Origin of the sequence: Qipengyuania sp. ABI-127-1 (genome assembly GCA_022953095.1) — a bacterium.
GTDB lineage: Bacteria > Pseudomonadota > Alphaproteobacteria > Sphingomonadales > Sphingomonadaceae > Qipengyuania.
In genome coordinates, this window is the sequence record JALJCR010000001.1 from 1,327,413 (window position 1) to 1,353,196 (window position 25,784).

The following is a 25,784-nucleotide window of genomic DNA, read 5'->3' on the forward strand; positions in this document are numbered from 1 at the left end:
ACCCTGCGCGGACGATTTACAACACTGGCTGAACGGATAGCGGTTCGCCGAAATTCGCGATGAGCCGTGCTGAGACGCGCGACCAATTGCTACCGATCGAGCTTTTTTCGGGCGCGATCACGCCATGGCAGGCAGAGTCTTTCGAGTGCCGTGATCTGTTCGAGTTCTTCGCGCGTGGCCTTGTGCGCCGGATCGAAGAGCTTCGCGAACAGGCGCCCCACGGTCCAATCCTCGTGGCCCGTTTCGATTTGCTCCAGCCTGTCACCAGCCTTGGCGTCGCCTTCCTCGATGACGCGATAGTACCAGCCGCAATTGTGCTGCGCGACGATCCGCGCGACCATACCCTTGCGGCCGAAGCGATGGTCGATCTTCCAGCAGGGCTGGCGTGGCTGGCTGACTTCGAGCAGGGCGCTGCCAAGACGGAAGCGGTCGCCGATCCGCACTGCCTCTTCGGTCAGCCCCTCGACATGGATATTCTCTCCGAAAGCGGCGGGGCGGGAGAGCAAGTCGTGCCCGCCGAGCCAATCGTTCCATCCCGCGTAATGATCGCGCGGATAGTGATGCACTGCCATGTCCGGCCCGCCATGGTTTTTGGTATCGGCGACCATGTCGCCTTCGATGCCGAAAGAGCGAATATGGGCGATCCCGTCGACGGGCTGCTTGTCGATGGCGCTCAGTTCGGCGCCGTTGAAAGGCTTGGGCAGGCCGACACAGATGGCGAGCACTTCGGTGGTCATCGATCCTCCTTGCGCAGAGTAAGCGCGAGCCAGTCCCGCTGCGTGCCATCGCTGCCCTTGCCAGGATAGCGCTCGCTGGCCAGGATCGTGAGGCCCGCTTCGCGGTAGACCTCTTCCAGCCATTCGGGAGAGGGGAGATTGGTCCAGCGGCCCAGCAGGTCGCGGCCCTCGCCGGGATGGGCATGGTCGCACAGCTTGTAATTGGCGAAGTGAAGACCGCCCGGCCGCAGCGCGCGATGGATCGCCGAAAGAACCGGTGGCAATGCAGCGCGCGGCAAGTGAAGCAGGCTCGCATGAGCCCAGACGGCGTCGTATTCGAACACCGCGTTGAGTTCGTCCAAGCGCATCTGGCGCGCCGCGATATTGTGGCGTTCCTTCGCTTTCCTGACCATGGCGGCAGTCCCGTCGGTTGCATCGATGGAGAAACCGCGATCACGGATATAGGCGGCATCGCGCCCGCCGCCGCAGCCCAGTTCGAGGATGTGAGCGCCTGGCGCCAGGCGGTCGAGAAAACCGTCGAGATGGCGGCTCTGCCCCTGCGTACCGCTCGCCGTGTAATGGGGCGCCTCGCGCTCATACCAGGCGAGGGTCGCCTCGTCGGTCATCAGGAGGCGGCAGCGTCTGCGGCTTCGGCAGCTTCGCGGTCGCGCTGTGCGCGGCTCTTCTTTTCGGCGGCAGTCTTGAGCTGGCCACAGGCGGCATCGATATCGCGCCCGCGCGGTGTGCGCACGGGCGCGCTGATGCCGTGCTCGAAGACGATTTCCGAGAAGCGTTTTACCCGCTCCGGCGTGGAACATTCATAGGGTGCGCCAGGCCAGGGGTTGAACGGGATGAGGTTGACCTTGGCAGGCAGCCTGTATTGCTTGATCAGCCGTACCAATTCATGCGCGTGTTCGTCGCTGTCGTTCTTGTCCTTGAGCATCACATATTCGAAAGTGATGCGGCGCGCGTTGCTCGCGCCCGGATAGGCGGCGCAGGCTTCGAGCAGTTCCTCGATGCCGTACTTCTTGTTCAGCGGGACGATCTCGTCGCGAATTTCCTTGGTCACCGCGTGGAGCGAAACGGCGAGGTTCACGCCGATCTCCTCGCCGCAGCGGTCCATCATCGGCACCACGCCGCTGGTCGACAGGGTGATCCGCCGCTTCGACAGGGCAAGCCCGTCGCCGTCCATGACGAGCTTCAGCGCGCCCTTGACGTTGTCGAAATTGTAGAGCGGCTCGCCCATGCCCATCATCACGATATTGGTGAGAAGTCGACCGTCCGAGGTATAGTGCGCGCTGTCTTCGTCGTCGTCGAGACCTGCCATCGAACCCTTGGGCCATTCGCCCAGCGCGTCGCGCGCCAGCATGACCTGGCCGACGATCTCGCCCGGCGTGAGGTTGCGCACCAGCTTCATCGTGCCGGTGTGGCAGAAACGGCAGTTGAGCGTGCAGCCGACCTGGCTCGACACGCAGAGCGTGCCGCGATCCGCGTCGGGGATGAAGACCATTTCGAAGTCGTGGCCGTCCGAGGTGCGCAGCAACCATTTGCGCGTGCCATCGGTCGAATGCTGGGCTTCGACGATATCGGGCCGCCCGATGTAGAACCGCTCGGCCAGCCAGGGGCGCATGGTCTTGGCGATATCGGTCATCGCCGCGAAATCGGTGACGCCGCGATGATAGAGCCAGTGGAACACCTGCTTGGCGCGCAGCTTTGCCTGCTTTGCGTCTAGCCCCGCATCGGCGAACAATTCGCGAATGCGGTCTTTCGGCAGACCGATCAGGTCCACACGGCCATCTTCGCGCGGCGTGATGTCACGCGCGACGGGAACCGGGTCCACCTGCCCGGGGATGCTCATGAGTGTCGTATCGGCCATGGGAGCGGCGCATATAGGGCCTGTTGCGCCGAAAGCAAAGTGCACGCGCCGCGTGAGCCGAGCGCCCATCGCGCAGACGCGCCTCAGCCACGCAAATCTTCCTCGGGAAACGCGTTCCCAACGCCTCGTCTACCAAAATCACCTTTTCGTCGCGCAACATGTGTTCAATTTGCAACAATATCCTGTTGTTTGAGGTTAATGAAACTGTTTCCAATCTCGCGACGTTCTCCCAGTCCATGCAGCATGAAAGCTGCAGGTCAACAAACGGAGTTCGTACATGAAGAAGATTTCAACCCTGCTCGTAGCCGGTTCGATGGCCGCCTTTGCCACACCCGCTTTGGCGCAGGATGCCAACGGTAATTTCGACGGCTTCCGCGTCCAGGGCGTGGTCGGCTACGATGCGCTGAAGGCCGGCAGCAGCGTCGATGACGACGGCAACGACAACAACGACCAGTCGATCGACGGCCTGGTTTACGGTGTGCAGGCCGGTTACGATTTCGACCTCGGCGGCGCAGTCATCGGGCTCGAGGCGGAACTGACCGATTCAACAGCCAAGACCGAATTCGACAATGGCGATTTCGAAGGTTTCGGCTTCGGTGAAGTCGAAGCGGGACGCGATCTGTTCCTCGGTGCGCGCATCGGTGCCAAGGTCGCCCCGGACCTGCTGCTCTACGCCAAGGGCGGCTATACCAACGCCAAGCTCAACATCCTCGCCAATGACGGCACCAGCGAGTTCCGCGAAAGCTTCGACCTCGATGGCTGGCGCGCCGGTGCGGGTATCGAATATGCCATCAACCCGCGGACCTTCATGAACGTCGAATATCGCTATTCGAACTACACCGAAGGCGAAGTGGACTTCGATGGCACGCTGCCCGACAGTGACCGTTTCGACGTCGATTTGGACCGTCACCAGATCATGGCGGGCGTTGGCGTTCGCTTCTAAGCGATAGCCCGCACTATGAATTGGGGCCGGCGAGCGATGGCGCTTTCCGGCCCCTTTTTCTTTCCTGTCTCCACGGTTCAGCGCCGGGCGCAGGCGAGGGTGGCGGCATCCATCGCGGTCGCCGCGCCCGACAGTGAGTAGCTGTTCGCAAATCGGCGACCGCGTTTGTCCGTGGCGCGGATGGTCATCCGCTCGGCCGAACGCATGGCGGCGACGATCGCGGCATCCATCGCGCGGTCCCGAGCCCAGGCATCGCCGCCGCCGCCAGTAAGGCGGAAGCGCTTGCCGCCGATGGCAAGCGTGATGGCCGAGCCGGGCACGATCTGGCGCGACAGGCGGAAATGCACCTGTCCACGCCGGTTTTGCCGGGGCCAGGTGCCGATGGTCGCGAATGGCTCGAACTCTCGGTCGAGACGGCTTGGGGCAGGCATGGCGATGGCATAGCAGCGCGGGACCGAAGGATCGCGAAAGGCGCCCCAATCGGAAAACACCCCGAGATCGTCCTTGGCCGACAGCGGCGCGGCAAGCACCATCAGCAAAAGGGCAGCGAACTTACGCATAGTCGATCGCCACGATCTCCCATTCTTTCAGCCCGCCGGGAAGCCGCACGCTGCGCAGATCGCCGATTGCCGCGCCTTTCAGCGCGCGGGCGAGAGGGGAGGACCAGCCGATCCGGCCCGCACTGGCATCCTGTTCGTCATCGCCGACGAGAGTCACGACCTTTTCCCTGTCGTCCTCGTCAGCAAGCGTGACGGTGGCGCCAAAAAAGGCGCGTGCCTTGTCGGGCTGTTCGGCCGGATCGATCACCCGCGCGGCTTTCATTCGCCGGGCCAGATGCGCCAGTTCGCGGTCGATTTCCCGCATACGCTTGCGCCCATAGAGATAATCGCCATTCTCGCTGCGGTCGCCATTGCCCGCCGCCCAACTGACGATTTCGACTATTTCCGGCCGCTCGGTGCCGAGCAGATGATCGTAGCGCGCCTTCATCGCGGCATAGCCTGCGGGCGTTACGGGATTGGTCTTGCCTTGCATCAGGGCTGCGGCCCTAGCGCAATTCAGCGCCGCAGGTAATTGGCGATGTCGCGTTCGTGCCCGGCCGATTTATCGGGATGCATATTGGCATAGCTGACAGCATTCCCGATCACACGCATGACGTAATAACGCGTCTCGAAATTCGCCGGTATCTGCTCGATCCACGTGACCCAGTCGACTGTGCCTGTACGCGGGTCGCCGTTGAGACGCAGCCACTGGTTAACTCGCCCGGGGCCTGCATTATACGCTGCTATGGCGAGCGGATAAGCGCCATCGTACCGCTCCATCAGCCGGGCGAAATGTGCATCGCCAAGGCGGATATTGTAGCTCGGGCTCTCTGTCAGGCTGGCTGACATGTAGCGCACGCCGATCTTGCCGGCCTCCTCGCGCGCGGTGCCGGGCATGAGCTGCATCATGCCGCGCGCACCGGCATGGCTGATGCGATTGCGGTCGAATTCGCTTTCCTGCCGCGCGATCGCGTGGACCATGGTCCAGTTGGCGCCCGAATGCGTCTGCACTGTCGGATAGCCGAGCCGCTCGAAACCCTTGAGGCCGTGTTCGCCTGCAACCAAGCCAGCGACCACCGCCATTTCTTCAAGACCCGTTTCGCGGGCAAGTTGGCCGACCAAGGCCATCTCGCCGGGCGTGTCTGCCTTGTCGGCAATGGCTTCGAAAAAGGCGCGTTCTGTACGCCAATCGCGGCGGTTGCGGGCAATTGCTCGCAAGGCGCCGGTCAGCGGATCCGCTTCGAAGGCCGCGCGTTCGGCGGTATCGGGCTGGGGCACCTGGCCGAAGTTCGGCATTGGCTGCCGCAGTTCGCTCAGCGCAAGCTGGCCGTAATACCAGTCGGGAAAATCTGCGGCCATCTGCCAGTAGCGCTCCGCCTCGGCGCGGTCACCTGCACGGGCTGCGGCGCGTCCTGCCCAGTAAAATCCTTTGGAGCGGGTGAGCGGCGTTTTGGCTGCGGTACCGTAGCGATAGAAGAGCGGGGCCGCGCGCGCGCCTTCGCCGAGCGACCACAGTGCCTTGGTCCCGCCGAGCCACATGAGGTCGGTATATTTGTCGCGCAGAGTGAAGCTGCCTTCCGAGATATCGGTGCCCGGCGCGAAGACATCGTCGACTTTCGACGCGATGCTGACCGCCTGGTTCGCACCCGCGCTCTTGGCAACTGCCAGTGCTTCGGAAACGAACAGTGTCCCATCGATTGCGGGCGCGGCGAACTGCGCCCGCGAGGCCAAGAGCTCGACCGCCCGGTATGGCTGGCCCGAGCTGCGATAGTGGCGAGTAAGGTTATAGACATAGCCCGCATCGCTCAGCGCACCGTTCGGTACGGCAAGCCCGGCCTGCGTCGGAGTGCTGCCTTGTAACAAGGCCAGACGCGCCTGTGCCATCTCGCGATAGGCTGGTGAGACGCGCACGACATGGCGCGATGCGGCTTCGTAATCGCCCTGCCAAAGCAAGGCATCCATGCGCGCATCGTGATCTTCCGGGCCGAAGCGCCCGCCAAACAGGCCCTGTAGATAGAGCTCGGCCGGGCCGCTCATTGGTCCGCCGCGCCAGGCCTTCCGCGCCACGTCGAACGCTTCGGGGCGATCGAGCGACGCGAGCGCCAAGGCATAACGCGCCTTGCCGCCATTGGTCAGCGGCGGGTATTTGTCGAAAAATGCGACCAGCGATTGCGACGATGGAGCATCCCGGTCGAGCGCGGCTTCGGCACGGTAGCGCAGCAATTCCTGCTTGGGAAAATCAGGATAGGTTGTGACGAAACCCGCATAGGAAGCGAAAGGCAGCTCTTCCTGCTTGGTCAGATATTCCCATTGGCCCACGGCCTGATCCATCCGGCCTGGCTGCTGCGCGACCATATCGGCGCGGGAGGCGTCCTGCGCCTGCGCTTGCGCCATGGTGGGAAAGGCCAGTGAAGAACCGGCCATAAGAGCGAGTGAGAAAATAGTTTTTCGGCCCATGCTGGACATACTGCCCGGCCCCTCCTTATCAGGCGCTGAATGAATTGTGGCGTGAACCGCCGAAAATCGCCTTGTTTCATATCCCTAACGCAGGACTCCCGTAAATGTTCTCAGGCTCGATTCCGGCTCTGGCGACTCCTTTTCGCGACGGATCGTTCGACGAAGCGGCTTTCCGCAAACTCGTCGACTGGCAAATCGAAAACGGCAGCAAGGCGCTGGTCCCCTGTGGCACTACGGGTGAAGCCTCGACCATCTCCAATGCCGAGCATCACCGTGTCGTCGAAGTCTGTATCGAACAGGCCGCAGGCCGCGTGCCGGTGATTGCCGGTTGCGGCTCGAACGACACGCGCAACGCGCTGCTGCACATGCAGTTCGCCAAGAAGGCCGGGGCGGCGGCGGGTCTATGCGTCGCGCCCTATTACAACCGCCCGAGCCAGGCCGGGCTTATCGCCCATTTCAGCTACCTTGCTGAAAACAGCGACCTGCCGATCGTGCTCTATAATGTCCCCAGCCGGACGGTAACCGACATCGAGGATGAGACGGTCGTCGAACTGGTTCGCAAATATCCCAACCGCATCGTCGCCATCAAGGACGCCAGCGGCGATCTGTCGCGTGTTGCGGATCACCGCATGGGGCTGGATCACGAATTCTGCCAGCTTTCGGGCAATGACGAATTGTGGCTGCCGCATTCGGCCGCAGGCGGGGCGGGCTGCATTTCGGTCACCGCCAATGTCGCACCGGCGCTATGCGCGGAGTTCCATGAAGCGATCGCCGCCAACGATCTGGTCAAGGCACGCGAATTGAACGATCGGCTGTTTCCGCTGCACTACGCCATGTTCTCGGACGCCAGCCCGGCCCCGGTCAAGTATGCGCTTAGCCGCGTCCACGACTGGTTTTCGCCCGATGTCCGCCTGCCGCTGTGCAACGCCAGCAAGGCAAGCCGCGAAGCCGTCGACGAGGCGCTTGGGATCGCCGGCCTGCTCTGACTTGGCAGGCGCGTCGCAAGCGCCTACATGCGCCCGCCTTATGGCTCGTCCCAAACCCTCTACGTTCGACAAGCAGAAAGTCGTCGCCGACAATCGTCGCGCGCGCTTCGATTATTATGTCGAGGATACGTTCGAGGCGGGGCTGGCGCTGCAAGGCACAGAAGTGAAGGCTTTGCGGGCCGGTGAGGCCAGCATCAAGGAAAGCTACGCCGAGATACGCGACGGACAAGTGTGGCTGGTCAACGCGAATATTCCGGAATATTCGCACGGTAACCGGCTGAACCACGAACCACGCCGACCGCGCAAGCTGCTGCTTCACGCGCGCGAAATCGAAAAACTGTTCGGCGCGGTCGAGCGCAAGGGCATGACGTTGGTACCCCTGTCTGTCTATTTCAACAGTACCGGCAGGGCCAAGGTCGAGCTGGCGCTCGCCAAAGGCAAGCAGGCGCATGACAAGCGCGCCAGCATCAAGGATCGCGACTGGAAGCGCGACAAGGCTCGATTGATGCGCGAACGGGGCTGATCTGCGCCCATGCCCTTATAAAACACGCCCGGGCTAACCACATCGCCAGACATGCCGCATTCGTCGCAAGCCGCCTCTCTCACCCCCTTGAACTCGCCGATGAGGCGGCGCATGGCAGGGGCGTGGCCATGAGCAAGCGCAGATCGAAGACCTTTCTGGCGGACTGGATCCGCGCGCATATGCCCACGCGCGAGGAAATGGCGCGGAACAGATATTTGCGTCCGATAGCCCATCGGTTCCTGACGCCGGAATTGTGGCGGTTCACCCGCCGGAGCGTACCGCGCGGTGTTGCGCTCGGCATATTCGCAGGGTTCATCATCCCGGTCGGCCAGATATTCCTTGCCGCGTTTCTGGCGCTGCCCGCGCGGGCCAACGTTCCTCTCTCGGCGATCGTGACCTTCATCACCAATCCGTTCACCTTTCCGTTCTGGGCGGTGATCGCCAACAAGCTCGGCGTTTTCATCCTCAAGGTCGATCTCGCGGCCACCGGCGGCGCCGCGCAGGATGAGATCAATAGCGGACGCTGGGCCTGGTTCATCGAGATGTTCGAGGATGTCGGCGTGACCGTGCTGGTGACGATTTTCGGCTTCACCGTGCTCGCCATCGTCGGTGCGGCAATCGGCTATCTGCTTTCGGGTTTCGTATGGCGCTTTGTCGTAGCGCGTAGACGTCAGCGGCGATTGAAAGCCATGGAGAGCCGTCTCGACGAACGTTTGCAGAAGGGTGCCGACGCATGATCATGCGCGAGGACAGTGCCGCCGCGACGCTGCCTCCCGTGCCACTCATGCTCGGGATTGCGGCGGCCTGTGTCGTCTCGGTCCTCTTGGTATGGCTGGTCGGCGAGCAGAGCATGGTCGCCTTGGCTTATGGCGGTGCGCTGGTCGCCGTTCTTCTGACAATCCTGCTGACCGCGCGCCTGAGAACTGTGCCGGTCGAGGAAACGACGCTTCAGCCCGATTGGTCGGTGACCAGCGCGGCCATCGAGAATCGCAGGCGCGGCGTGGCCATCATCGATCGGGCCAATCGCATGGTCTGTGCCAATTCGACCTATGAACGCTGGTATGGGGGCAATGTGATACCCTTCGATCTGCCGTTCGAGGTGGAAACGCGCGAAGCCGTGATGGGCGCGGTCCGCGATGCGTGGAGGGATGGATCGGCCAAGCTGGACGAGTTGCGCGTAACCGATTCCGACATGCGGTACCGTTTGCGCATCGATCGCAGCGGACGCGGGGAAGCCTATCTTGTGTGGCGCTTCGCGGAAATCCGCGAGGAACGCAGCTATGACGGGCTGGCGGAACGAATGTCGGGTCGGCTCGGCGAAGTGATTTCGCGTGCGGGGATCGAGCTTGCTCTCGTGGCGCCCGATGGCATCGTTCTTTCGACCACACCGGGCCTGGCGGAGCGCGTCACGGGCGGTCGGGAGAAATCGCTCGCCGGGGTCGAATTCGTACAATTGCTACGTTCCGACGATCGCGACCGCATCTATTTCGCGCGCGAAGGCCAGCAGGGATCGCCCCAGACGCTGGTCCATATACCGCTCGATACGGCGGCGGACGGCAGGTTGAGCGATGCCGATCAGGCGCCGTCCATGATGTTGCTGGTCGACAGCACCGTGGGGATCGGCGGAGGCTGGGAAAACAACGGAAAAGCGGCAGTTCCGCAACTCGAAGCCTTGCTTTCCGCACTGCCGCTGGGGCTTGCCCTGACCGATCGCGACAGCCGTTTCCTGTTCGCCAACAAAGCCTTCCTGCGCGCGGTTGAGCGAGAGGGCCAAGGGCTGCCGCAATTCCCGTCCGACTTGGTCGTGCGCGAGGACAAGGCCGCGATGGCCGATACCGTCCGCCGCTTTGCCAAGGGAACGACAACCAGCGGCGACATGGCCGTGCGACTGGCCAACGACAAGGAAGAGCCGGTGTCGATCGGCCTTGCCGGCGTGCGCGGACTGGGCGACGCGGCGGTTTTGCTCTCGATCTCCGATTCCTCCGAGGAAAAGCGCCTGCGCCGCCAGGTCGCCCAAGCCACCAAAATGCAGGCGGTGGGGCAGTTGGCGGGGGGCGTCGCGCATGATTTCAACAATGTGCTGACGGCGATCATCGGCTATTGCGACCTGATGCTGTTGCGTCACACGCCGGGCGACAGCGACTATGACGATATCCAGCAGATCCGGGCGAATTCGAACCGTGCGGCCAGCCTGACACGCCAATTGCTCGCCTTCAGCCGTCAGCAGACGCTGCGCCCGGTCGTGCTGCAACTGCCCGATGTCGTCAGCGAGGTCAGTCAGCTCCTGAAGCGCCTGATGGGCGAGAAGATCGAGTTTTCGGTTCGTCACGACCGCGAACTGGGCTCCGTCCGGGCCGATCCGCAGCAGCTCGAGCAGGTCATCATCAATCTTGCCGTCAACGCGCGCGATGCCATGCAGGCCAATGCCCACGAGCGTGGCAAGCAGGACTGGAAGGGGCGGCTCACCCTCGCCACACGCCGCGTATCGGCGCGGGATGTGCGCAAGATGGGCATCGATATCATGCCCGCCGACGATTACACAGTGCTGATCGTGCAGGATACGGGCGGGGGTATTCCCGAAGAGCATCTCAACAAGATCTTCGAACCCTTTTTCACGACGAAGGAACAGGGCAAGGGCACCGGCCTCGGCCTGTCGACCGTCTATGGCATCGTCAAGCAGTCGAACGGGTTCATATTCGCGGACAACGTGCAGGGGCCTGACGGCGCTCCCATAGGTGCGCGGTTCACCATGTATTTGCCCGTGCACAAGGGCGAAATGCCCGCCGATATGACCACGGAGGAGCCCGAGGAACCCAAGGCCACCGAATGGTCCGCTGGCGGCAAGCTGCTGCTCGTGGAGGACGAAGACATGGTCCGCGCCGTGGCAGAGCGGGCGCTGGTCCGCGCCGGCTACACCGTCACTACGGCGACGGATGGCGAAGAAGGCCTGGCCGAGGTGGCCAACGGTTCGACCGAGTTCGATCTGATCGTTTCCGATGTGGTCATGCCGGTGATGGATGGACCGGCAATGGCGCGCGCCATTCGCAGGGTGAAGCCGGACATCCCCATTCTGTTCATGTCGGGCTATGCCGAAGAGCAGCTTCGCAACGATATCGACATCGACAATATGCACTTCATTCCCAAACCTTTCAGCGTCCAGCAGATCAATTCCAAGGTCGCCGAAGTGCTGACCGGGCAGCGCGACTGAACCAGCCCCAGCGTGGAAATCGGGCGCGGAGGGGATACACCCCGAAATTATTTTCGTTCCCCTCTTGTTCTATGAGAACGAACCGGGTACATTGCTTGTCAGTTGAAGAGTCGGGATGCGGCTCTGGCCAAGTGCAGGAGGTAATGTCATGGCGGCAAGTCTGAAGCTCGTAGAGGACAAGAAAGTGGACGCAGACCGCCAGAAGGCATTGGACGCCGCGCTCGCGCAGATCGATCGCGCGTTCGGCAAGGGTTCGGCGATGAAGCTGGGCCAGAAGGAAACCATGCAGGTGGAGGCGATCTCCACCGGGTCGCTCGGCCTGGATATCGCATTGGGCGTGGGCGGCCTGCCCAAGGGGCGCGTGATCGAAGTCTATGGTCCGGAAAGTTCGGGTAAGACCACGCTGGCGCTCCATGTGCTGGCCGAAGCGCAGAAGGCGGGCGGCACGGTCGCCTTCGTCGACGCCGAGCACGCGCTCGACCCGGTCTATGCCCGGAAGCTGGGTGTCGATATCGACGAACTGATCGTGTCGCAGCCCGATACGGGCGAACAGGCGCTGGAAATCACCGATACGCTGGTGCGATCCAATGCGATCGACGTGTTGGTGGTCGATTCGGTCGCGGCTCTCGTGCCGCGCGCCGAAATCGAAGGCGAGATGGGCGATAGCCATGTGGGTCTCCAGGCTCGCCTGATGAGCCAATCGCTGCGCAAGCTGACCGGCTCGATCAACCGTTCCAAGTGCATGGTAATTTTCATCAACCAGCTACGCATGAAAATCGGCGTGATGTATGGCAATCCCGAAACCACCACCGGGGGCAATGCGCTCAAATTCTATGCCTCGGTCCGCCTCGACATTCGCCGCACCGGCCAGATCAAGGATCGCGACGAGGTGATCGGCAATTCGACTCGTGTGAAAGTGGTCAAGAACAAGGTCGCCCCCCCGTTCAAGCAGGTCGAATTCGACATCATGTATGGCGAAGGGATCTCGAAGATCGGCGAGATCCTCGACCTCGGCGTCAAGGCCGGTGTGGTCGAGAAGTCGGGTAGCTGGTTCAGCTATGACAGCGTCCGCATCGGCCAGGGGCGCGAAAACGCCAAGAAGTTCCTCAAGGAAAACCCCGAGATGTGTGCCAAGTTGGAAGCCGCCATTCGCGGCCGCACCGACGAGGTCGCCGAAGAGATGATGACCGGCCCGGACGCGGACGAGGACTGACCTCTCTTCAAGCGGGAGCGCGTCGGTCCCGATCCCCCGGGACGGCGCGGAAGCCGGACTGTCCCCCGGCGCTCCCGAACAAACGGAAAGCCGGTGCGCGCCTCCTCTTGGCCGCACCGGCTTTTCCGTTTCCGGCATGGTCGAGGCTGCTCCGCGCAGATAGGGTGCGGGCGAATCGCAAGAGAGGGCCTGCCGCATGACCATCACCGTCCACCACCTCAACAACAGCCGTTCGCAGCGTATCCTCTGGCTGCTCGAGGAATTGGGGGCGGATTACGAGATCGTGAACTACCAACGCGACGCACAAACCAATCTGGCCCCACCGGAACTCAAGCAGGCCCATCCGCTCGGCAAGTCGCCGCTGATCGAGGACAATGGCGTATGCGTGGCGGAAAGCGGGGCGATCATCCAGTATCTGTGCGAGCGCCATGGCGGCGAGGACTGGCTCCCCGCGACGGACGGCGAGGACCATATCCGCCATCTGGAATGGCTGCAGTTCGGCGAAAGCAGCTTTTTCGTTCCCGTCATGCTCAAGATTTACGCCGGGCACCTCGGCGATGCGGCTGCTCCGATGATGCCCCGCATCGACGAACAGCTCGCCGCACACATCCAGTTTGCCGAGAATAGTATCTCGGACGATCTGCATTTCGTCGGAGCCGACTGGTCGGCGGCCGATGTGATGATGAGCTTCCCTGCCGAGATCGCGGTGATGCAGGGCTATGCGGAAAAGGCGCCGAAGCTGGCGAGATTCGTCGAAGCGATCCATGCACGGCCTGCCTGGCAACGTGCGCGTGAACGGGGCGGCGCCTATTTCATGTGGTGAGAGGGGAGGGGGCAAGACTTGCATTCGTCTCCGCCACCCCACAGAAAGCCCGCGCGGCCGCTTCCGTGGCCGCATGCTGATTGACGGGTGGTTTGATGAAGATCGCGGTTTTCGGGCTCGGCTATGTCGGCCTTTCCAATGCCATCATGCTGGCGCAGCACAATACGGTAGTCGGATGTGACGTTTCGGCCGAGCGCGTGGCGATGCTGGCCGAGCGGACCTCGCCGATCCAGGACGAGCTGGTCGAGGAATATCTCCCCCGCGAGGATCTCGACCTGTCCTTCACCACCGATGCCTCCGCTGCGATCGAGGGCGCGGAATTCGTGGTCGCCGCCGTGCCGACCAATTACGATGTCGAAACCAATTTCTTCGACACGAGTGCGGTCGATGCAGTGATCGAACGCGTCTTGGCGGTTAGCGATAGCGCTGTCGTGGTCATCAAATCCACCGTGCCCGTCGGCTACGTGACCGAGGCCCGCACGCGGTTCGCGAGCGACCGGATCATCTTCAGCCCCGAATTCCTGCGCGAAGGCAAGGCGCTGTACGACAATCTTCACCCGTCGCGTATCGTTGTCGGCGAGCGTTCGGATCGGGCACGCAGCTTCGCCAATCTGCTGGTCCAACCCACACTGGTCGACGATGTCCCGGTTCTGCTGACCGATGCGGAAGAGGCGGAAGCGATCAAGCTCTTCGCCAATACCTATCTTGCCATGCGCGTCGCCTTCTTCAACGAGCTCGACAGCTATGCTCTCTCGCGCGGCCTCGACACGCGCCAGATCATCGATGGTGTCGGTCTCGATCCACGCATCGGTTCGCATTACAACAATCCGTCCTTCGGCTATGGCGGCTATTGCCTGCCCAAGGACACCAAGCAGTTGCTGGCCAATTACTCGGAGGTTCCGCAGAACCTCATCCGCGCGATCGTCGATGCCAATCGCACCCGCAAGGATTACCTTGCAGATCGGATCATCGCCAAGGCGCCGAAAACGGTGGGCATTTTCCGCCTGGTCATGAAGGCCGGGTCCGACAATTTCCGTCAGTCTTCGATCCAAGGCATCATGAAACGCGTCAAGGCCAAGGGCATCGAGGTGATCGTTTACGAACCGGTGATGGAGGAGGACAGCTTCTTCGGCAGCCGGGTCGAACGCGATCTCGGCCGGTTCAAGCAGAACGCGGACGTCATTGTCGCCAATCGTCTCGATCCCGATCTCGCCGATGTGCGCGAGAAGGTCTTCACCCGCGACCTGTTCGGCGCCGATTGATGGGCGAGACACGCACTGCGCTGGTCACGGGATCGGCCGGGTTTATCGGTTATCACCTCTCCCGTCGGCTGCTGGCGGACGGGTTCACAGTGATCGGAATCGACAGCCTTTCGGATTATTACGATCCCGATCTCAAACGCAGGCGTCAGGCCACGCTGATGCAGAGTGCAGGCTTCTCCGCGATCAACCAGCCCATCGAAACCCCCGGCCTGTTGGCCGATCTCTTCGCCGAACACCGGCCGAACATCGTCGTTCACCTCGCCGCACAGGCGGGGGTGCGTTATTCGATCGACAATCCGCGCAGCTATCTGGAAAGCAATCTCGTCGGCACTTTCGAACTGCTGGAGGCGGCGCGCGCGCATCCGCCGCAGCACATGCTGCTTGCCTCGACGTCCTCGGCCTATGGCGCCAACACCGAGATGCCCTATCGCGAGACGATGAAGGCGGATCACCAGATGTCCTTCTATGCCGCGACCAAGAAGGCGACCGAGGCGATGGCACACTCCTATGCGCATCTGTTTGGCCTCCCGGTAACGATGTTCCGTTTCTTCACCGTCTATGGTCCCTGGGGCAGGCTCGACATGGCGCTGTTCAAGTTCACCCGCGCGATGTTGGCGGGCGAGCCGATCGACGTTTACAACCACGGCGAAATGATGCGGGATTTCACCTTCGTGGAAGACCTCATCGAAGCCGTGCGTCGCCTGATCGACGCCGTCCCGGTCCGCCCGGCCACGCCGGATGAAATCCCGGACGGTGACAGCCTGTCGCCGGTCGCGCCCTGGCGCGTGGTCAATATCGGCAATTCGCGGCCGGTCCGCCTGGGCGCGATGATCGCCGCGCTCGAGGATGCTCTGGGGGTCGAAGCGAAGCGCAATCTCATGCCGATGCAGCCCGGCGATGTGCCCGCGACCTGGGCCGATGCGGAACTGCTACACGCGCTCACCGGCTATGTACCGAACACCGATATCCGTGAAGGCGTACAGCGCTTCGTCGAATGGTATCGCGACTTCTATCAAAAGTGAGAACATGACCGATCAATTCGAATGGACCGGCCAGGTCGGGAACGTCTGGGCCGAGGAATGGCAGCGGACAGACCGCAGTTTCACCCCGGTGACCGAGCGCCTGCTTGAGGTTGCGCGCGCGCATGACTTCGCGCGGGTAATGGACATCGGGTGCGGTGCGGGCGAACTTTCGGTAGCGCTGGCTGGCGATGCACCCTCCGCTCGGGTGATCGGCGTCGATGTCAGCAACGATTTGCTCGGCGTTGCACGGGCGCGCGCCTCCAAGCTCGGCAATCTTCGCTTCGCGCTCGGCGATGCGGCTGCGTGGACTGCGGGCGAGGGCGAACGGCCCGATCTGCTGGTCTCACGCCATGGCGTCATGTTCTTCGATGATCCCGTCGCCGCATTCGCGCATATTGCGGGCCAGGCGACGCCCGGGGCGAACCTCGTCTTTTCCTGCTTCCGCGAGCGCGGTGAAAACGGTTGGGTTCGCGAACTCGCCTCTGCCCTGCCGCCAGGAGACGGTCCGAAACCCGATCCGCATGCGCCCGGCCCCTTTGCCTTCGGCGATCGCGAGCGGGTGGAGGGCATACTCTCCGAAGCCGGATGGCAGGACATCGGTTTCGAACCGATCGACTATTCAATGGTCGTGGGCGAGGGCGAGGATGCGGTGGACGAGGCGCTTTCCTATTTTCTGCGTATCGGCCCCGCAGCGCGCGCTATCGCATCGCTCGACGGGGCGCAGCGGGGCGAGGCACTCGCCAGACTGCGCGGTGTGCTGGAAGCCCATCGCCGCGGCGACGCAGTAACGCTTCCCGCCGCCTGCTGGATCGTGACCGCTCGTTCCCCCCGCTGATCGCCGGTACTGCACAATCTGTCCGGGCATTCGCGCTTGTCGGGCGATGCGCGATTGCCTAACTGCCCGCTCATGACTTCGACCAACGACATTCGCCGCAGCTTTCTCGACTATTTCGGCTCTCACGAGCACGCCGAAGTCGCCAGCGCGCCGCTCGTCCCCTTCAGCGATCCCACGCTGATGTTCGTCAACGCCGGGATGGTGCCGTTCAAGAACGCCTTTACCGGCCTCGAAACGCCGCCCGCACCGCGTGCGACCAGCGCGCAGAAATGCGTGCGGGCCGGGGGCAAGCACAACGATCTCGACAATGTCGGCTACACGGCGCGGCACCACACCTTTTTCGAGATGCTCGGCAATTTCAGCTTCGGCGACTATTTCAAGGAGCAGGCGATCCATCATGCATGGACGCTGCTGACCAGGGAATGGGGCCTCGATCCTGCGCGCCTTCTGGTCACGGTCTATCATACCGACGATGAGGCGTTCGACCTGTGGAAGAAGCTCACCGGCTTTGCCGACGAGAAGATCATCCGCATACCGACCAAGGACAATTTCTGGGCGATGGGTTCGGACGGGCCGTGTGGTCCGTGTTCGGAAATCTTCTACGATCATGGCGATCACATCTGGGGCGGGCCTCCGGGTAGCCCGGAAGAGGATGGCGACCGCTTCGTCGAGATATGGAACCTCGTCTTCATGCAGTTCACGCAGGAAAACGACGAGATCGTCGGCGATTTGCCCAAGCCGAGTATCGATACCGGAATGGGTATCGAACGCGTCGCCGCGGTGATGCAGGGCGTTCACGACAATTACGATACCGATACGTTCAAGAACCTGATCGCGGCGAGCGAGGGGCTGACCGGCGTCAAGGCCGAAGGCGATCGCATCGCCAGCCACCGCGTTATCGCAGACCATTTGCGCTCGACCAGCTTCCTGATGGCCGATGGTGTGCTGCCGTCCAACGAAGGGCGCGGCTATGTGCTGCGCCGGATCATGCGCCGCGCCATGCGCCATGCGCACCTGCTCGGCGCGAGCGAGCCGCTGATGCACCGGCTTGTGCCCGCGCTCGTCACCGAGATGGGGCAGGCCTATCCCGAGCTCGTGCGCGGCCAGGCGCTGATCGAGGAAGTGCTCGAGCGGGAAGAAACCCAGTTCCGCCGCACGCTCGACAAGGGGCTCCAATTGCTCGACGAGGCGACCGGCGACATGGGCGAAGGCGGCACGCTCGACGGAGAGACCGCGTTCAAGCTCTACGACACCTTCGGCTTTCCCTACGACCTTACCGAAGACGCGCTGCGCAGCCGCGGGATCGGCGTCGACAGGAACGGTTTCGATGCGGCGATGCAGCAGCAGAAAGCAGCCGCGCGCGCCGCGTGGAAGGGGTCTGGCGAAGCCGCCAGCGAGGACGTCTGGTTCGACATTGCCGAGCGCGAGGGCTCGACCGAATTTACGGGCTACAACTCGACTACGGGTGAGGGGGCGGTCGTCGCCATCGTCAAGGACGGCACCGAGGTGGAGTCGGCCAATGAGGGCGATGCAGTCGTCATCCTGACCAACCAGACCCCTTTCTATGGCGAAAGCGGCGGCCAGACGGGCGATGCGGGTCGCATCTGGACGCCCGAAGGGTTCGAATTCGCGGTCGAGACCACCAACAAGCCCTTGGGCCGCTTGCACACGCATGTCGGCACGATCGCCAAGGGCTCGGTAAAGCTTGGCGATGCCGTCCACCTCGAAGTCAATGCCAAGCGCCGCGACCGCATTCGCGCCAACCATTCGGCTACACACCTTGTCCATGCCGCGCTGCGCAACCGGCTCGGCGGGCATGTGACGCAGAAGGGTTCGCTCGTGTCCGACGACCGCTTCCGCTTCGACTTCTCGCACCCCAAACCGCTGAGCGACGACGACATCGCGGCCATCGAGGCCGAGGTAAACGAGGAAATCCGTGCCAACGAAGCCGTGGGCACGCGCTTGATGACCCCCGAAGATGCGGTCGAGGCAGGCGCGCTTGCTCTGTTCGGCGAGAAGTATGGCGACGAGGTCCGCGTGCTTTCGATGGGCCGCAAAGGCGGTGCCAGGGATGGGAGCGGGCGCGACTACTCGGTCGAGCTGTGTGGCGGCACGCACGTCAAGGCGACTGGCGATATCGGTCTGTTCAAGATCGTGTCGGAAAGCGCCGTTAGTTCGGGTGTGCGCAGGATCGAAGCATTGACCGGCGAGGCTGCGCGCCAATGGCTGGTCGCACGCGATGAAGCGGTGAAAACCATTGCAAGCGCGCTCAAAACCTCGCCAGATGACGCGCCGACGCGTGTCGCTGCGTTGGTCGAGGAGCGCAAACGGCTCGAAAAGGAGCTGGCCGAAGCCAAACGGGCGCTCGCTCTGGGCGGCGGCGGTTCGGGGGATGCTGGCCCGGCCGATGAGGATATCGGGGGAGTAACGTTCTCTGGGCAAGTGATCGATGGGCTGAACCCCAAGGAACTGCGCCCGCTACTCGATGAGGCGAAAACGCGTATGGGCTCGGGTATCGCGGCGATCTGCGCGGTTAACGAAGGGAAGGCCGCCTTTGCCGTGGCGGTTACCGACGATCTGACCGATCGCTTCAGCGCGGTCGAGCTGGTACGTACCGGTGTCGAGGCGCTTGGCGGCAAGGGCGGCGGCGGTCGCCCCGACATGGCCCAGGGCGGCGGTCCCGACGGCAGCAAGGCCGATGTGGCACTGGCTGCCGTACGGAGCACGATTGCAGGCTGATCGTCCGACCTAGCCCTGGCGTTTGACGTCGGGCTCGCTGCCGCGCGGAATGTCCTGACCGTCCGTATCGGCGGGCTTGTCGGCATTGGCCGTCGGCGGTTCGACGGTGCTGACCGGATCCTGCACGTTCTGCGGCTTGAACTTCTCGCTATTGGGCGTCGGTTTGGTCGGGTCGGGATTGCTCATGTCTGTCTCCTTATTCCCGATCAACGCGCTGCCGCGCCGAAGGTTCAGGCCCGCCTTAGCGTGGCAGGATCGAGCGAGGCATAGATACGGCGGAGCGCCTGCTCGCAGCGCGCGATCCGCGCGCTGTCAGCAAGTGATTGGCGAGACTGCGCAATTTGCTGCAACTCGCCCCTGACGTTCAGCAGGTCCTCGACGAGATCGGCGTCCGGCTTGGTGCCGAGCGCTTTCTCGACCAGATGGGCGAGGTCGCTGACAGGTCGCATGGCGAGAAAGGTTTCGACCATGGGGCGGAGCAGCGAAGGATCGCCGCGCCAGTCGCGTTCCTCGAAGAGCGTCTGAACGACATGCTGGCCCGCGCCGAAGCATTCGTAGCAGATGCAGCCTGCAAACCCCTCTTCGGCGCGGTTCTCGTAAATCGTGCATCGTCCGTCGCTGGCCAGCTTGGGGCAGGGTTCGCCTGCAGCTTTTCGCGCCGCGAAGCCTGGCATGTCGTCGGACGGATAGGCGATGCAACACAATGCAGCGCAGCGGTCGCAGTCCGAGCGGGTCTCCAGCGCGGCAACCACGGCTCAGGCGTCCGATGTGCTCGTGCGCAGCTTGGGCTTGTAGGCTAGCGCGCCTTCTTGCTCGATCTGCACGCGGAACTCGTCACGCTTCTCGTGTATCGACGCGATTACAGGACCCATGGCCACGCCGATATCGACCAGAACAGCCTCGGACAGTTGCAACGAGCTTTCAAGCGTTTCGGGAACGGCATGGCTGGCTCCCGCGCGGTAGAGCGCGGCGGCATGCTGCACATCGCGAGCGCGGCAGACGATCAGAAGATCGGGATGCTCCTTGCGTAGCTTCGACACCAGGCGTTGGACGAGCACCGGTTCGTCCATGGTCAAAACGACCGCGAGCGCATTCTCGATTCCCAGGCGGTTCATCGCATCGCCCCGCGCCGCATCTCCGAAAGTTGCGCGAAACCCGCTGCGCTTGGCCGCTTCGATCAAATCCGGATCTGCATCTAGGGCGATGTAGGGCTTGTCATGCGTCGTGAGCATCTGCGCGACAAGCAGGCCGACGCGGCCCGCCCCCACGATGATCACGCGTGGCTCGTCCCCGCTGTCGGCAGGCAGTTCGGGTATCGGTTCGACGCGCCGTGCAATGGCGCGCCCCAGGCGGGCGAGCAGGGGTGTGACGGTGAGGCCGATTGCCGTGACGATCTGCCAGAATTGCGCAGTCCCAGGCTGGATCAGCAAGGCCGAGCTGGCTGCCGCGATGATGATCAGGCTGGTTTCCGACGGACTGGCCATCAATATGCCCGTTTCCGCTGCGGTGCTGCGGCGGGCGCCCATCAGACGCAGCAATACGCCGGTCACCAGCGCCTTGAAGGGCAGGATGAGCAGGACGGCCGTCGCGATTATCCCGATATTTTCCCAGATCGTTTGCAGGTCGATGCTCATGCCGACGGTGATAAGGAAAATCCCCAGGGCAAGGCCCTTGAAAGGTTCCATGATCACTTCGACCTCGCTGTGATATTCGGTTTCCGCGATCAGCAAGCCGGCGATCAGCGCACCGACGATGGGCGACAGGCCGACTGCGGCGGTCGCCAGGCTCGCGCCGATCACGACCAGTAGCGAGGCAGCGAGAAACAGCTCGGGGCTTTTGGTGCGCGCGGCCTGGCCGAACAGGCGCGGCAAAGCGAATCGTCCCAGGATCATCATGGCTGCAATGACCAGTCCGCCCTGCCAGAGCGTGGTCAGCATGCCTTCCCAGCCTTCGCCACTGGTATTGGGTGCCATGGCGCCGAGGATGAAGACGATCGGCACGATCATGATGTCTTCGAACAGCAACATTGCGAGCGCGGCTCGGCCGACCGGAGAATGCGTGCCGGCGATGGGCAGGACGATAGCGGTCGACGAAAAGGCGAGGGCGAAGCCCAGCGCGAGCGCACCGGTCCAGTACTGCCCCATCATTGACAGGGCTACGGCCAGGCAACTGCCAATGACGATCAGTTCCATGGCGCCCAGGCCGAAGACCAATTTGCGCATTTGCCACAGGCGGTTGAAACTGAGTTCGAGGCCGATCGCGAAGAGAAGCAAGATAATCCCGAATTCCGCGAACGGTTCGAGAGCCTCGGGATCGGATATCGTTATGTGATTGAGCCAGGGATACTCGAAAACGAGCCGCCCGAGACCGTATGGCCCGACTGCGAGCCCAATCAGGATGAACCCAATGATCGGCGTGACGCGAAAACGCGTGAAAACCGGAATGACGAGCCCGGCCGCGCCGAGAATTACCAGCGCGTCCGATATTGCCGGGCTTGCGAATTCTGCCGATGCCATGGCGCTACCCGTAACGGCGCCTTGCTATGCTGTCACGACGCTTGGCCTCTCTAACCCCCGCCTGCGTGGGAGGGGCCGAGCGGTTCGCGGCGCGGACGCGGCTTGCCCGGGTGCTTGCCGTCCTCGTCCCATTCGATCCGGTAGAGGTCGAAGCGCCTGTCGGCGAGATTGCGCACGGTGCCTTCCGCGCGAGCCCAGCTGAGGTCGGCGAGGTTGATGTCGCTGATGGTCAGCGTTTCGACATTCTCGCTTGCCTCGGCGGCGATGCCGTCGCGCGCGAAGGGAAAGTCGCATGGTGTCAGGATGCAGCTCTGCGCATATTGGATGTCCATGTTCGCGACATTGGGCAGGTTTCCGACATTGCCCGAGAGAACCACGAAACACTGGTTCTCGATCGCCCGTGCCTGCCCGCAATAGCGCACGCGCAGATAGCCCTGGCGGCTGTCAGTGCAAAACGGCACGAAGATGATCCGCGCGCCTTCGTCGGCCAAGCGGCGGCTGAGTTCGGGAAATTCGCTGTCGTAACAGATCTGTACGCCGATCGGGCCGCAGTCGGTCTGGATCACCTCGACCTTGTCGCCGCCCTTGATATTCCACCAGTACCGTTCGTTCGGGGTGGGGTGGATCTTCTCCTGCGCATGCACCGCACCGTCGCGCAAGCAGACATAGGCGACATTGTGAATATCGCCATCGTCCATGCGCGTAGGGTGCGAACCGGCGATGATGTTGATGTTGTAGCGCATCGCCATCTCGGAGATGTCGGTGCGCAGGCGCGGGGTGTATTCCGACAGACGTTCGATCGCCTCGACCGGCGAGAGTTCCTTTTCCTCGAAGCTCAGCAGCATGAGCGTGAAGAGTTCGGGAAAGACTATGAAATCCGCCTCGTAATCACTTGCTACATCGACGAAATATTCGATCGCGCGCATGAATTCGGCGTAGTCTGCGACCTGCCGCGCCTGGAGCTGGCACGTTGCCACGCGGACGGCCTCGACACCACGCGGCAGGCGCTTCTTAACCGGCTGGTCGCGTTCGACATAAGGGTTGCGCCAGACCATCATGACGGCGTTCGCCATCGAGGCCTTGTCCTCGGGCAGATAGCCTTCCATGATCCGTTCGGGCTCGAAGCCATTGGCGAGCTGGAAGCGAAGCACCGGGTCGTGCAGCTTTCCCTCGACCACCTTGTCGAGATAGTCTTCCGGTCCGTCGACCCGTCGGCGAAAACGGCGATAATTGGGCATCCGTCCGGCAAAGACGATGCCGGTCAAATCCCTTTCCTCGGCCAGCGCTCGGCGTTCCTCATATAGGCGTCGGCCGATGCGCACGCCGCGAACCTTGGGATCGACGCACATCTCGTAGCCATAGAGCCAGTCGCCGGTGGGATCGTGCCGACTGCCATAGCCATTGCCGGTGATCTCATCCCAGTCGTGCGGCTGGAAAGCGAGCGCTTGGGCCAGTTGCATGGTCGCGCAATAGCCCACCACTTCGTCGTCGAGCAGGGCGACGAAGCAGCCTTCCTTGAAATTGTTGATCTGCCCGCGGATTTCCCCGTGAGTATAGGCCGGCATGTCCTCGTAAACTCGGCGCACGAGATGCGCGATGCCGGGAATGTCCTTGATCATCGCATTGCGCACCTCGAGCCGACGCTGGCCGAACTTCTCCGTGCCCTTGCGTTTCGCCGTACGCTTCGTCTGTGGCTGTCTGGCCATGCATTCCCCGTCTGTTGCGGACCCCAATACGACGAGACCGGAACCGGCACTACGCCGATTCCGGTCTCGTGCGTCACTGCTTAGGCAATGACGAAATCAGCGGAAGGTTTCAGGCCCAGGCCTGCATTTCCTTCTCAAGGTTTTCGACGATCGCCTCGAAGAACTGCTCGGTGGTCATCCAGCTCTGGTCCGGACCGATCAGCAGCGCGAGGTCCTTGGTCATCTTGCCGCTTTCGACGGTCTTGATGCAGACCCGCTCGAGCGTCTCGGCAAACTTCACAACATCCGGAGTGTTGTCGAAGCGACCGCGGTAAATGAGGCCGCGCGTCCAGGCGAAGATGCTGGCGATCGGATTGGTCGAAGTCGCCTTGCCTTCCTGATGCTGGCGGTAGTGACGGGTAACGGTGCCGTGCGCGGCTTCCGCTTCCACGGTTTTGCCATCGGGCGTCATCAGGACCGAAGTCATCAGGCCGAGCGAGCCGAACCCTTGCGCCACGACGTCCGACTGCACGTCGCCATCGTAGTTCTTACAAGCCCAGACGAACTTGCCGCTCCACTTGAGCGCCGCCGCGACCATGTCGTCGATCAGGCGGTGCTCATAGGTGATGCCGGCTTCCTTGAACTTGTCGGCGAATTCTGCATCGAACACTTCCTGGAACAGGTCCTTGAACCGGCCATCGTATTTCTTGAGGATGGTGTTCTTGGTCGACAGGTAAACCGGCCAGCTGCGGTCGAGGCCGTAATTCATGCAAGCGCGCGCGAAATCGCGGATGCTGTCGTCGAGGTTGTACATCGCCATGGCGACGCCCGAGCTCTGGAACTCGTACACGTCGAGATCGATGTTTTCGCCATTCTCGCCTTCGAACACCAGGCGCAGCTTGCCCGCGCCGGGAATGAGCGTGTCCTTGGCGCGATACTGGTCGCCGAAAGCGTGGCGACCGACGACGATCGGGTCGGTCCAGCCCGGGACGAGCCGCGGGACGTTGTCGATTACGATCGGTTCGCGAAAGACGACGCCGCCGAGGATGTTGCGGATCGTGCCGTTCGGGCTCACCCACATCTTCTTGAGGTCGAATTCCTCGACGCGAGCCTCGTCGGGAGTGATGGTGGCGCACTTGACGCCGACACCATGCTCCTTGATGGCATTGGCAGCATCGACCGTAATCTGGTCGTCGGTCTCGTCGCGCTTCTCGATCGAGAGATCGTAATACTTCAGGTCCACGTCGAGATAAGGCAGGATCAGCCGCTCGCGAATCCACTGCCAGATGATTTTCGTCATTTCGTCGCCGTCGAGCTCGACGATCGGGTTCGCAACCTTGATCTTCGCCATGGGGTTCCTGTTCGTTCGCATATAGGTTGCGCGCGCCATAGCAGAGCGCGGGCCGAGGGCAAGGTTCGAACCGGGCAGGTGCCGGCTCTTAAGAGATCGGCGCGGCGCGACTGCGCCCTCGGAGTTGCGTCAGAGGGGGCGGACGGGATCGCGTATGCTGCGGGATACCGCGGCTTGTCTTTCCATCCGCGCAAATCCGCTGATCGGTTTAACGCTGGTCAATACAACCGCACGCACAAAAACGACCGCGAACCCGAGGTCCGCGGCCGAATTCAGTTAGGCAAGAAAACTTGCTTAGACGCTCACCGGCGTGTCGTCGTCGTCGCTGGCAGCAGCGATGATGCCACCGATGACAGCGAGACCAGCGAGGATAGCGATGATGAGGCCGGCACCACCGATCTCCGAAGTTTCTTCGGAAGTGGCGGTCTGACGCTCAACAGCCACCGGGGCAGCCGAAGCAGCTACCGGCGCGAACGCCATCGTGGCAGCCGCAGTTGAAATCAAGATTTTCTTCGCAATCATATTTTTCTCCATTGTCGACACAGATTCATACTGACGCACCCGAGAGGCTGCGGCAGCCGCGCCCGTTTTCATTTCCCTACCTATTTGATTCTGCGGGCCTTAGCAACCCGTTTGGTCGTAAAATAAATCCCTTTTATCCGACGGGATGGCCTCTAAGCCACACAGGTTCTCAAAAGGTTGACGCTCGCCTTGGTTCCTATACCCGCACCGATCGATCATGGCGATGCCTGGGATTGCCGCTCTGGCAAGCGAAAAGTCCGACGAATACACCGATTCTCATTGCCTTCTCATTGCCGCGGGGTTTTCGAGCCTTCGGGCGGAAAGCGGTCGTGCATGTATCCTATGCGCGAGGTGTGCGACCGTATCGGCATTGACTGAGAGAAGTGAATGGTCTTTTCTAGGTAACACTACTATGCATATGGCGCCGCTGCGGCGGAATGCCCGAATTCTGATCGCCACGACCGGTCCCGTCTCAAGGCGGGTCGCATGCGAAATTCGACCTAAGGGACTGCAGGGCGTCTGGAGTAGAGTTTTGTCGGTAAGTCTCCCCTCGGCGATCATACGCCGC

23 protein-coding genes are annotated in these 25,784 nt (G+C 62.4%); 11 read left to right on the plus strand and 12 right to left on the minus strand.

Annotation, left to right across the window (positions count from 1 at the left end):
- Positions 1 to 89: 89 nt before the first annotated feature.
- From MUY37_RS06555 to rlmN, 3 genes are read right to left on the minus strand one after another with little or no spacing between them, the layout of a single operon-like run.
- The gene (locus MUY37_RS06555; protein WP_499194554.1) at positions 90 to 737 is read right to left on the minus strand and encodes an MOSC domain-containing protein; all 648 of its coding nucleotides are present in this window, start codon (positions 735 to 737) and stop codon (positions 90 to 92) included.
- Positions 734 to 1,342 (minus strand): class I SAM-dependent methyltransferase, encoded by a 609-nt coding sequence (locus MUY37_RS06560; protein ID WP_499194555.1) that lies wholly within the window; start codon positions 1,340 to 1,342, stop codon positions 734 to 736. Before MUY37_RS06560 ends, MUY37_RS06555 begins: the two co-directional genes overlap by 4 nt.
- The gene (gene rlmN / locus MUY37_RS06565; RefSeq protein WP_499194556.1) at positions 1,342 to 2,592 is read right to left on the minus strand and encodes a dual-specificity RNA methyltransferase RlmN; all 1,251 of its coding nucleotides are present in this window, start codon (positions 2,590 to 2,592) and stop codon (positions 1,342 to 1,344) included. Before rlmN ends, MUY37_RS06560 begins: the two co-directional genes overlap by 1 nt.
- Before the next feature lie 277 nt (positions 2,593 to 2,869).
- Between rlmN and MUY37_RS06570 the strand changes: the two genes are divergently transcribed.
- A complete protein-coding gene (locus tag MUY37_RS06570; protein WP_499194557.1) occupies positions 2,870 to 3,535 on the plus strand; it encodes an outer membrane protein in 666 nt (221 codons plus the stop codon).
- 77 nt (positions 3,536 to 3,612) lie between these two features.
- Here the strand turns inward: MUY37_RS06570 and MUY37_RS06575 are convergent, their stop codons facing one another.
- Genes MUY37_RS06575 through MUY37_RS06585 form a run of 3 tightly spaced genes read right to left on the minus strand, consistent with a single transcriptional unit; the run spans position 3,613 to position 6,531 of the window.
- Positions 3,613 to 4,095: an invasion associated locus B family protein gene (locus tag MUY37_RS06575; protein WP_499194558.1), complete on the minus strand. Its 483-nt coding sequence runs from the start codon at positions 4,093 to 4,095 to the stop codon at positions 3,613 to 3,615.
- Positions 4,088 to 4,567: a transcription elongation factor GreB gene (gene greB / locus MUY37_RS06580; RefSeq protein ID WP_115417046.1), complete on the minus strand. Its 480-nt coding sequence runs from the start codon at positions 4,565 to 4,567 to the stop codon at positions 4,088 to 4,090. Before greB ends, MUY37_RS06575 begins: the two co-directional genes overlap by 8 nt.
- Before the next feature lie 23 nt (positions 4,568 to 4,590).
- Positions 4,591 to 6,531, minus strand: coding sequence for a lytic transglycosylase domain-containing protein (locus tag MUY37_RS06585; protein WP_499194559.1), 1,941 nt, complete (start codon positions 6,529 to 6,531; stop codon positions 4,591 to 4,593).
- A gap of 104 nt (positions 6,532 to 6,635) precedes the next feature.
- On the opposite strand from MUY37_RS06585, the gene dapA reads away from it, so the two are divergent.
- The 10 genes from dapA to alaS all read left to right on the plus strand — a co-directional run bounded on the left by dapA (position 6,636) and on the right by alaS (position 19,142).
- On the plus strand, positions 6,636 to 7,517 hold the full coding sequence (gene dapA, locus MUY37_RS06590; protein WP_499194560.1) for a 4-hydroxy-tetrahydrodipicolinate synthase: 882 nt from the start codon (positions 6,636 to 6,638) through the stop codon (positions 7,515 to 7,517).
- A 40-nt stretch (positions 7,518 to 7,557) separates the two neighbouring features.
- A complete protein-coding gene (gene smpB / locus MUY37_RS06595; protein WP_499194561.1) occupies positions 7,558 to 8,040 on the plus strand; it encodes an SsrA-binding protein SmpB in 483 nt (160 codons plus the stop codon).
- A gap of 128 nt (positions 8,041 to 8,168) precedes the next feature.
- A complete protein-coding gene (locus MUY37_RS06600) occupies positions 8,169 to 8,777 on the plus strand; it encodes a DUF2062 domain-containing protein (protein WP_499194562.1) in 609 nt (202 codons plus the stop codon).
- Positions 8,774 to 11,248: a hybrid sensor histidine kinase/response regulator gene (locus tag MUY37_RS06605; RefSeq protein ID WP_499194563.1), complete on the plus strand. Its 2,475-nt coding sequence runs from the start codon at positions 8,774 to 8,776 to the stop codon at positions 11,246 to 11,248. Before MUY37_RS06600 ends, MUY37_RS06605 begins: the two co-directional genes overlap by 4 nt.
- Before the next feature lie 148 nt (positions 11,249 to 11,396).
- On the plus strand, positions 11,397 to 12,461 hold the full coding sequence (recA, locus tag MUY37_RS06610) for a recombinase RecA (RefSeq protein ID WP_499194564.1): 1,065 nt from the start codon (positions 11,397 to 11,399) through the stop codon (positions 12,459 to 12,461).
- A gap of 196 nt (positions 12,462 to 12,657) precedes the next feature.
- Positions 12,658 to 13,284 carry a glutathione S-transferase family protein gene (locus tag MUY37_RS06615; RefSeq protein WP_499194565.1) on the plus strand — a complete coding sequence of 209 codons (627 nt, stop codon included), beginning with the start codon at positions 12,658 to 12,660 and terminating at the stop codon, positions 13,282 to 13,284.
- Between the two features lie 95 nt (positions 13,285 to 13,379).
- Entirely contained in the window at positions 13,380 to 14,546 is a 1,167-nt protein-coding gene (locus tag MUY37_RS06620) for a nucleotide sugar dehydrogenase (protein WP_499194566.1), read from the plus strand.
- On the plus strand, positions 14,546 to 15,568 hold the full coding sequence (locus tag MUY37_RS06625; protein WP_499194567.1) for an NAD-dependent epimerase/dehydratase family protein: 1,023 nt from the start codon (positions 14,546 to 14,548) through the stop codon (positions 15,566 to 15,568). Before MUY37_RS06620 ends, MUY37_RS06625 begins: the two co-directional genes overlap by 1 nt.
- A 4-nt stretch (positions 15,569 to 15,572) precedes the next feature.
- Entirely contained in the window at positions 15,573 to 16,403 is an 831-nt protein-coding gene (locus tag MUY37_RS06630) for a class I SAM-dependent methyltransferase (RefSeq protein WP_499194568.1), read from the plus strand.
- Positions 16,404 to 16,475: 72 nt separating this feature from the next.
- Positions 16,476 to 19,142: an alanine--tRNA ligase gene (gene alaS / locus MUY37_RS06635; protein WP_499194569.1), complete on the plus strand. Its 2,667-nt coding sequence runs from the start codon at positions 16,476 to 16,478 to the stop codon at positions 19,140 to 19,142.
- A 9-nt stretch (positions 19,143 to 19,151) separates the two neighbouring features.
- On the opposite strand, the gene MUY37_RS06640 is transcribed toward alaS, so the two are convergent.
- The 6 genes from MUY37_RS06640 to MUY37_RS06665 all read right to left on the minus strand — a co-directional run bounded on the left by MUY37_RS06640 (position 19,152) and on the right by MUY37_RS06665 (position 25,216).
- Positions 19,152 to 19,328: a hypothetical protein gene (locus MUY37_RS06640; RefSeq protein WP_499194570.1), complete on the minus strand. Its 177-nt coding sequence runs from the start codon at positions 19,326 to 19,328 to the stop codon at positions 19,152 to 19,154.
- Between the two features lie 44 nt (positions 19,329 to 19,372).
- The gene (locus MUY37_RS06645) at positions 19,373 to 19,894 is read right to left on the minus strand and encodes a hypothetical protein (protein ID WP_499194571.1); all 522 of its coding nucleotides are present in this window, start codon (positions 19,892 to 19,894) and stop codon (positions 19,373 to 19,375) included.
- A 3-nt stretch (positions 19,895 to 19,897) separates the two neighbouring features.
- Positions 19,898 to 21,658, minus strand: a complete 1,761-nt coding sequence (locus MUY37_RS06650) for a cation:proton antiporter domain-containing protein (protein ID WP_499194572.1) — start codon at positions 21,656 to 21,658, stop codon at positions 19,898 to 19,900.
- 50 nt (positions 21,659 to 21,708) lie between these two features.
- A complete protein-coding gene (locus MUY37_RS06655; RefSeq protein WP_499194573.1) occupies positions 21,709 to 23,364 on the minus strand; it encodes a GNAT family N-acetyltransferase in 1,656 nt (551 codons plus the stop codon).
- A 109-nt stretch (positions 23,365 to 23,473) separates the two neighbouring features.
- On the minus strand, positions 23,474 to 24,694 hold the full coding sequence (locus MUY37_RS06660) for an NADP-dependent isocitrate dehydrogenase (RefSeq protein WP_499194574.1): 1,221 nt from the start codon (positions 24,692 to 24,694) through the stop codon (positions 23,474 to 23,476).
- A 294-nt stretch (positions 24,695 to 24,988) separates the two neighbouring features.
- Positions 24,989 to 25,216 carry a hypothetical protein gene (locus MUY37_RS06665; RefSeq protein WP_499194575.1) on the minus strand — a complete coding sequence of 76 codons (228 nt, stop codon included), beginning with the start codon at positions 25,214 to 25,216 and terminating at the stop codon, positions 24,989 to 24,991.
- Positions 25,217 to 25,784 lie beyond the last annotated feature (568 nt).

Bases quoted from the DNA above. Each gene is read 5' to 3' on its own strand.
- smpB (WP_499194561.1), top strand. From the start codon at position 7,558: ATGGCTCGTCCCAAACCCTCTACGTTCGACAAGCAGAAAGTCGTCGCC.
- MUY37_RS06585 (WP_499194559.1), bottom strand. From the start codon at position 6,531: ATGGGCCGAAAAACTATTTTCTCACTCGCTCTTATGGCCGGTTCTTCA.
- MUY37_RS06655 (WP_499194573.1), bottom strand. From the start codon at position 23,364: ATGGCCAGACAGCCACAGACGAAGCGTACGGCGAAACGCAAGGGCACG.
- MUY37_RS06625 (WP_499194567.1), top strand. From the start codon at position 14,546: ATGGGCGAGACACGCACTGCGCTGGTCACGGGATCGGCCGGGTTTATC.
- dapA (WP_499194560.1), top strand. From the start codon at position 6,636: ATGTTCTCAGGCTCGATTCCGGCTCTGGCGACTCCTTTTCGCGACGGA.
- MUY37_RS06560 (WP_499194555.1), bottom strand. From the start codon at position 1,342: ATGACCGACGAGGCGACCCTCGCCTGGTATGAGCGCGAGGCGCCCCAT.
- MUY37_RS06615 (WP_499194565.1), top strand. From the start codon at position 12,658: ATGACCATCACCGTCCACCACCTCAACAACAGCCGTTCGCAGCGTATC.
- MUY37_RS06605 (WP_499194563.1), top strand. From the start codon at position 8,774: ATGATCATGCGCGAGGACAGTGCCGCCGCGACGCTGCCTCCCGTGCCA.
- MUY37_RS06575 (WP_499194558.1), bottom strand. From the start codon at position 4,095: ATGCGTAAGTTCGCTGCCCTTTTGCTGATGGTGCTTGCCGCGCCGCTG.
- MUY37_RS06600 (WP_499194562.1), top strand. From the start codon at position 8,169: ATGAGCAAGCGCAGATCGAAGACCTTTCTGGCGGACTGGATCCGCGCG.
- greB (WP_115417046.1), bottom strand. From the start codon at position 4,567: ATGCAAGGCAAGACCAATCCCGTAACGCCCGCAGGCTATGCCGCGATG.
- MUY37_RS06570 (WP_499194557.1), top strand. From the start codon at position 2,870: ATGAAGAAGATTTCAACCCTGCTCGTAGCCGGTTCGATGGCCGCCTTT.
- MUY37_RS06660 (WP_499194574.1), bottom strand. From the start codon at position 24,694: ATGGCGAAGATCAAGGTTGCGAACCCGATCGTCGAGCTCGACGGCGAC.
- rlmN (WP_499194556.1), bottom strand. From the start codon at position 2,592: ATGGCCGATACGACACTCATGAGCATCCCCGGGCAGGTGGACCCGGTT.
- MUY37_RS06630 (WP_499194568.1), top strand. From the start codon at position 15,573: ATGACCGATCAATTCGAATGGACCGGCCAGGTCGGGAACGTCTGGGCC.
- MUY37_RS06555 (WP_499194554.1), bottom strand. From the start codon at position 737: ATGACCACCGAAGTGCTCGCCATCTGTGTCGGCCTGCCCAAGCCTTTC.
- MUY37_RS06650 (WP_499194572.1), bottom strand. From the start codon at position 21,658: ATGGCATCGGCAGAATTCGCAAGCCCGGCAATATCGGACGCGCTGGTA.
- MUY37_RS06620 (WP_499194566.1), top strand. From the start codon at position 13,380: ATGAAGATCGCGGTTTTCGGGCTCGGCTATGTCGGCCTTTCCAATGCC.
- MUY37_RS06640 (WP_499194570.1), bottom strand. From the start codon at position 19,328: ATGAGCAATCCCGACCCGACCAAACCGACGCCCAATAGCGAGAAGTTC.
- recA (WP_499194564.1), top strand. From the start codon at position 11,397: ATGGCGGCAAGTCTGAAGCTCGTAGAGGACAAGAAAGTGGACGCAGAC.
- alaS (WP_499194569.1), top strand. From the start codon at position 16,476: ATGACTTCGACCAACGACATTCGCCGCAGCTTTCTCGACTATTTCGGC.
- MUY37_RS06665 (WP_499194575.1), bottom strand. From the start codon at position 25,216: ATGATTGCGAAGAAAATCTTGATTTCAACTGCGGCTGCCACGATGGCG.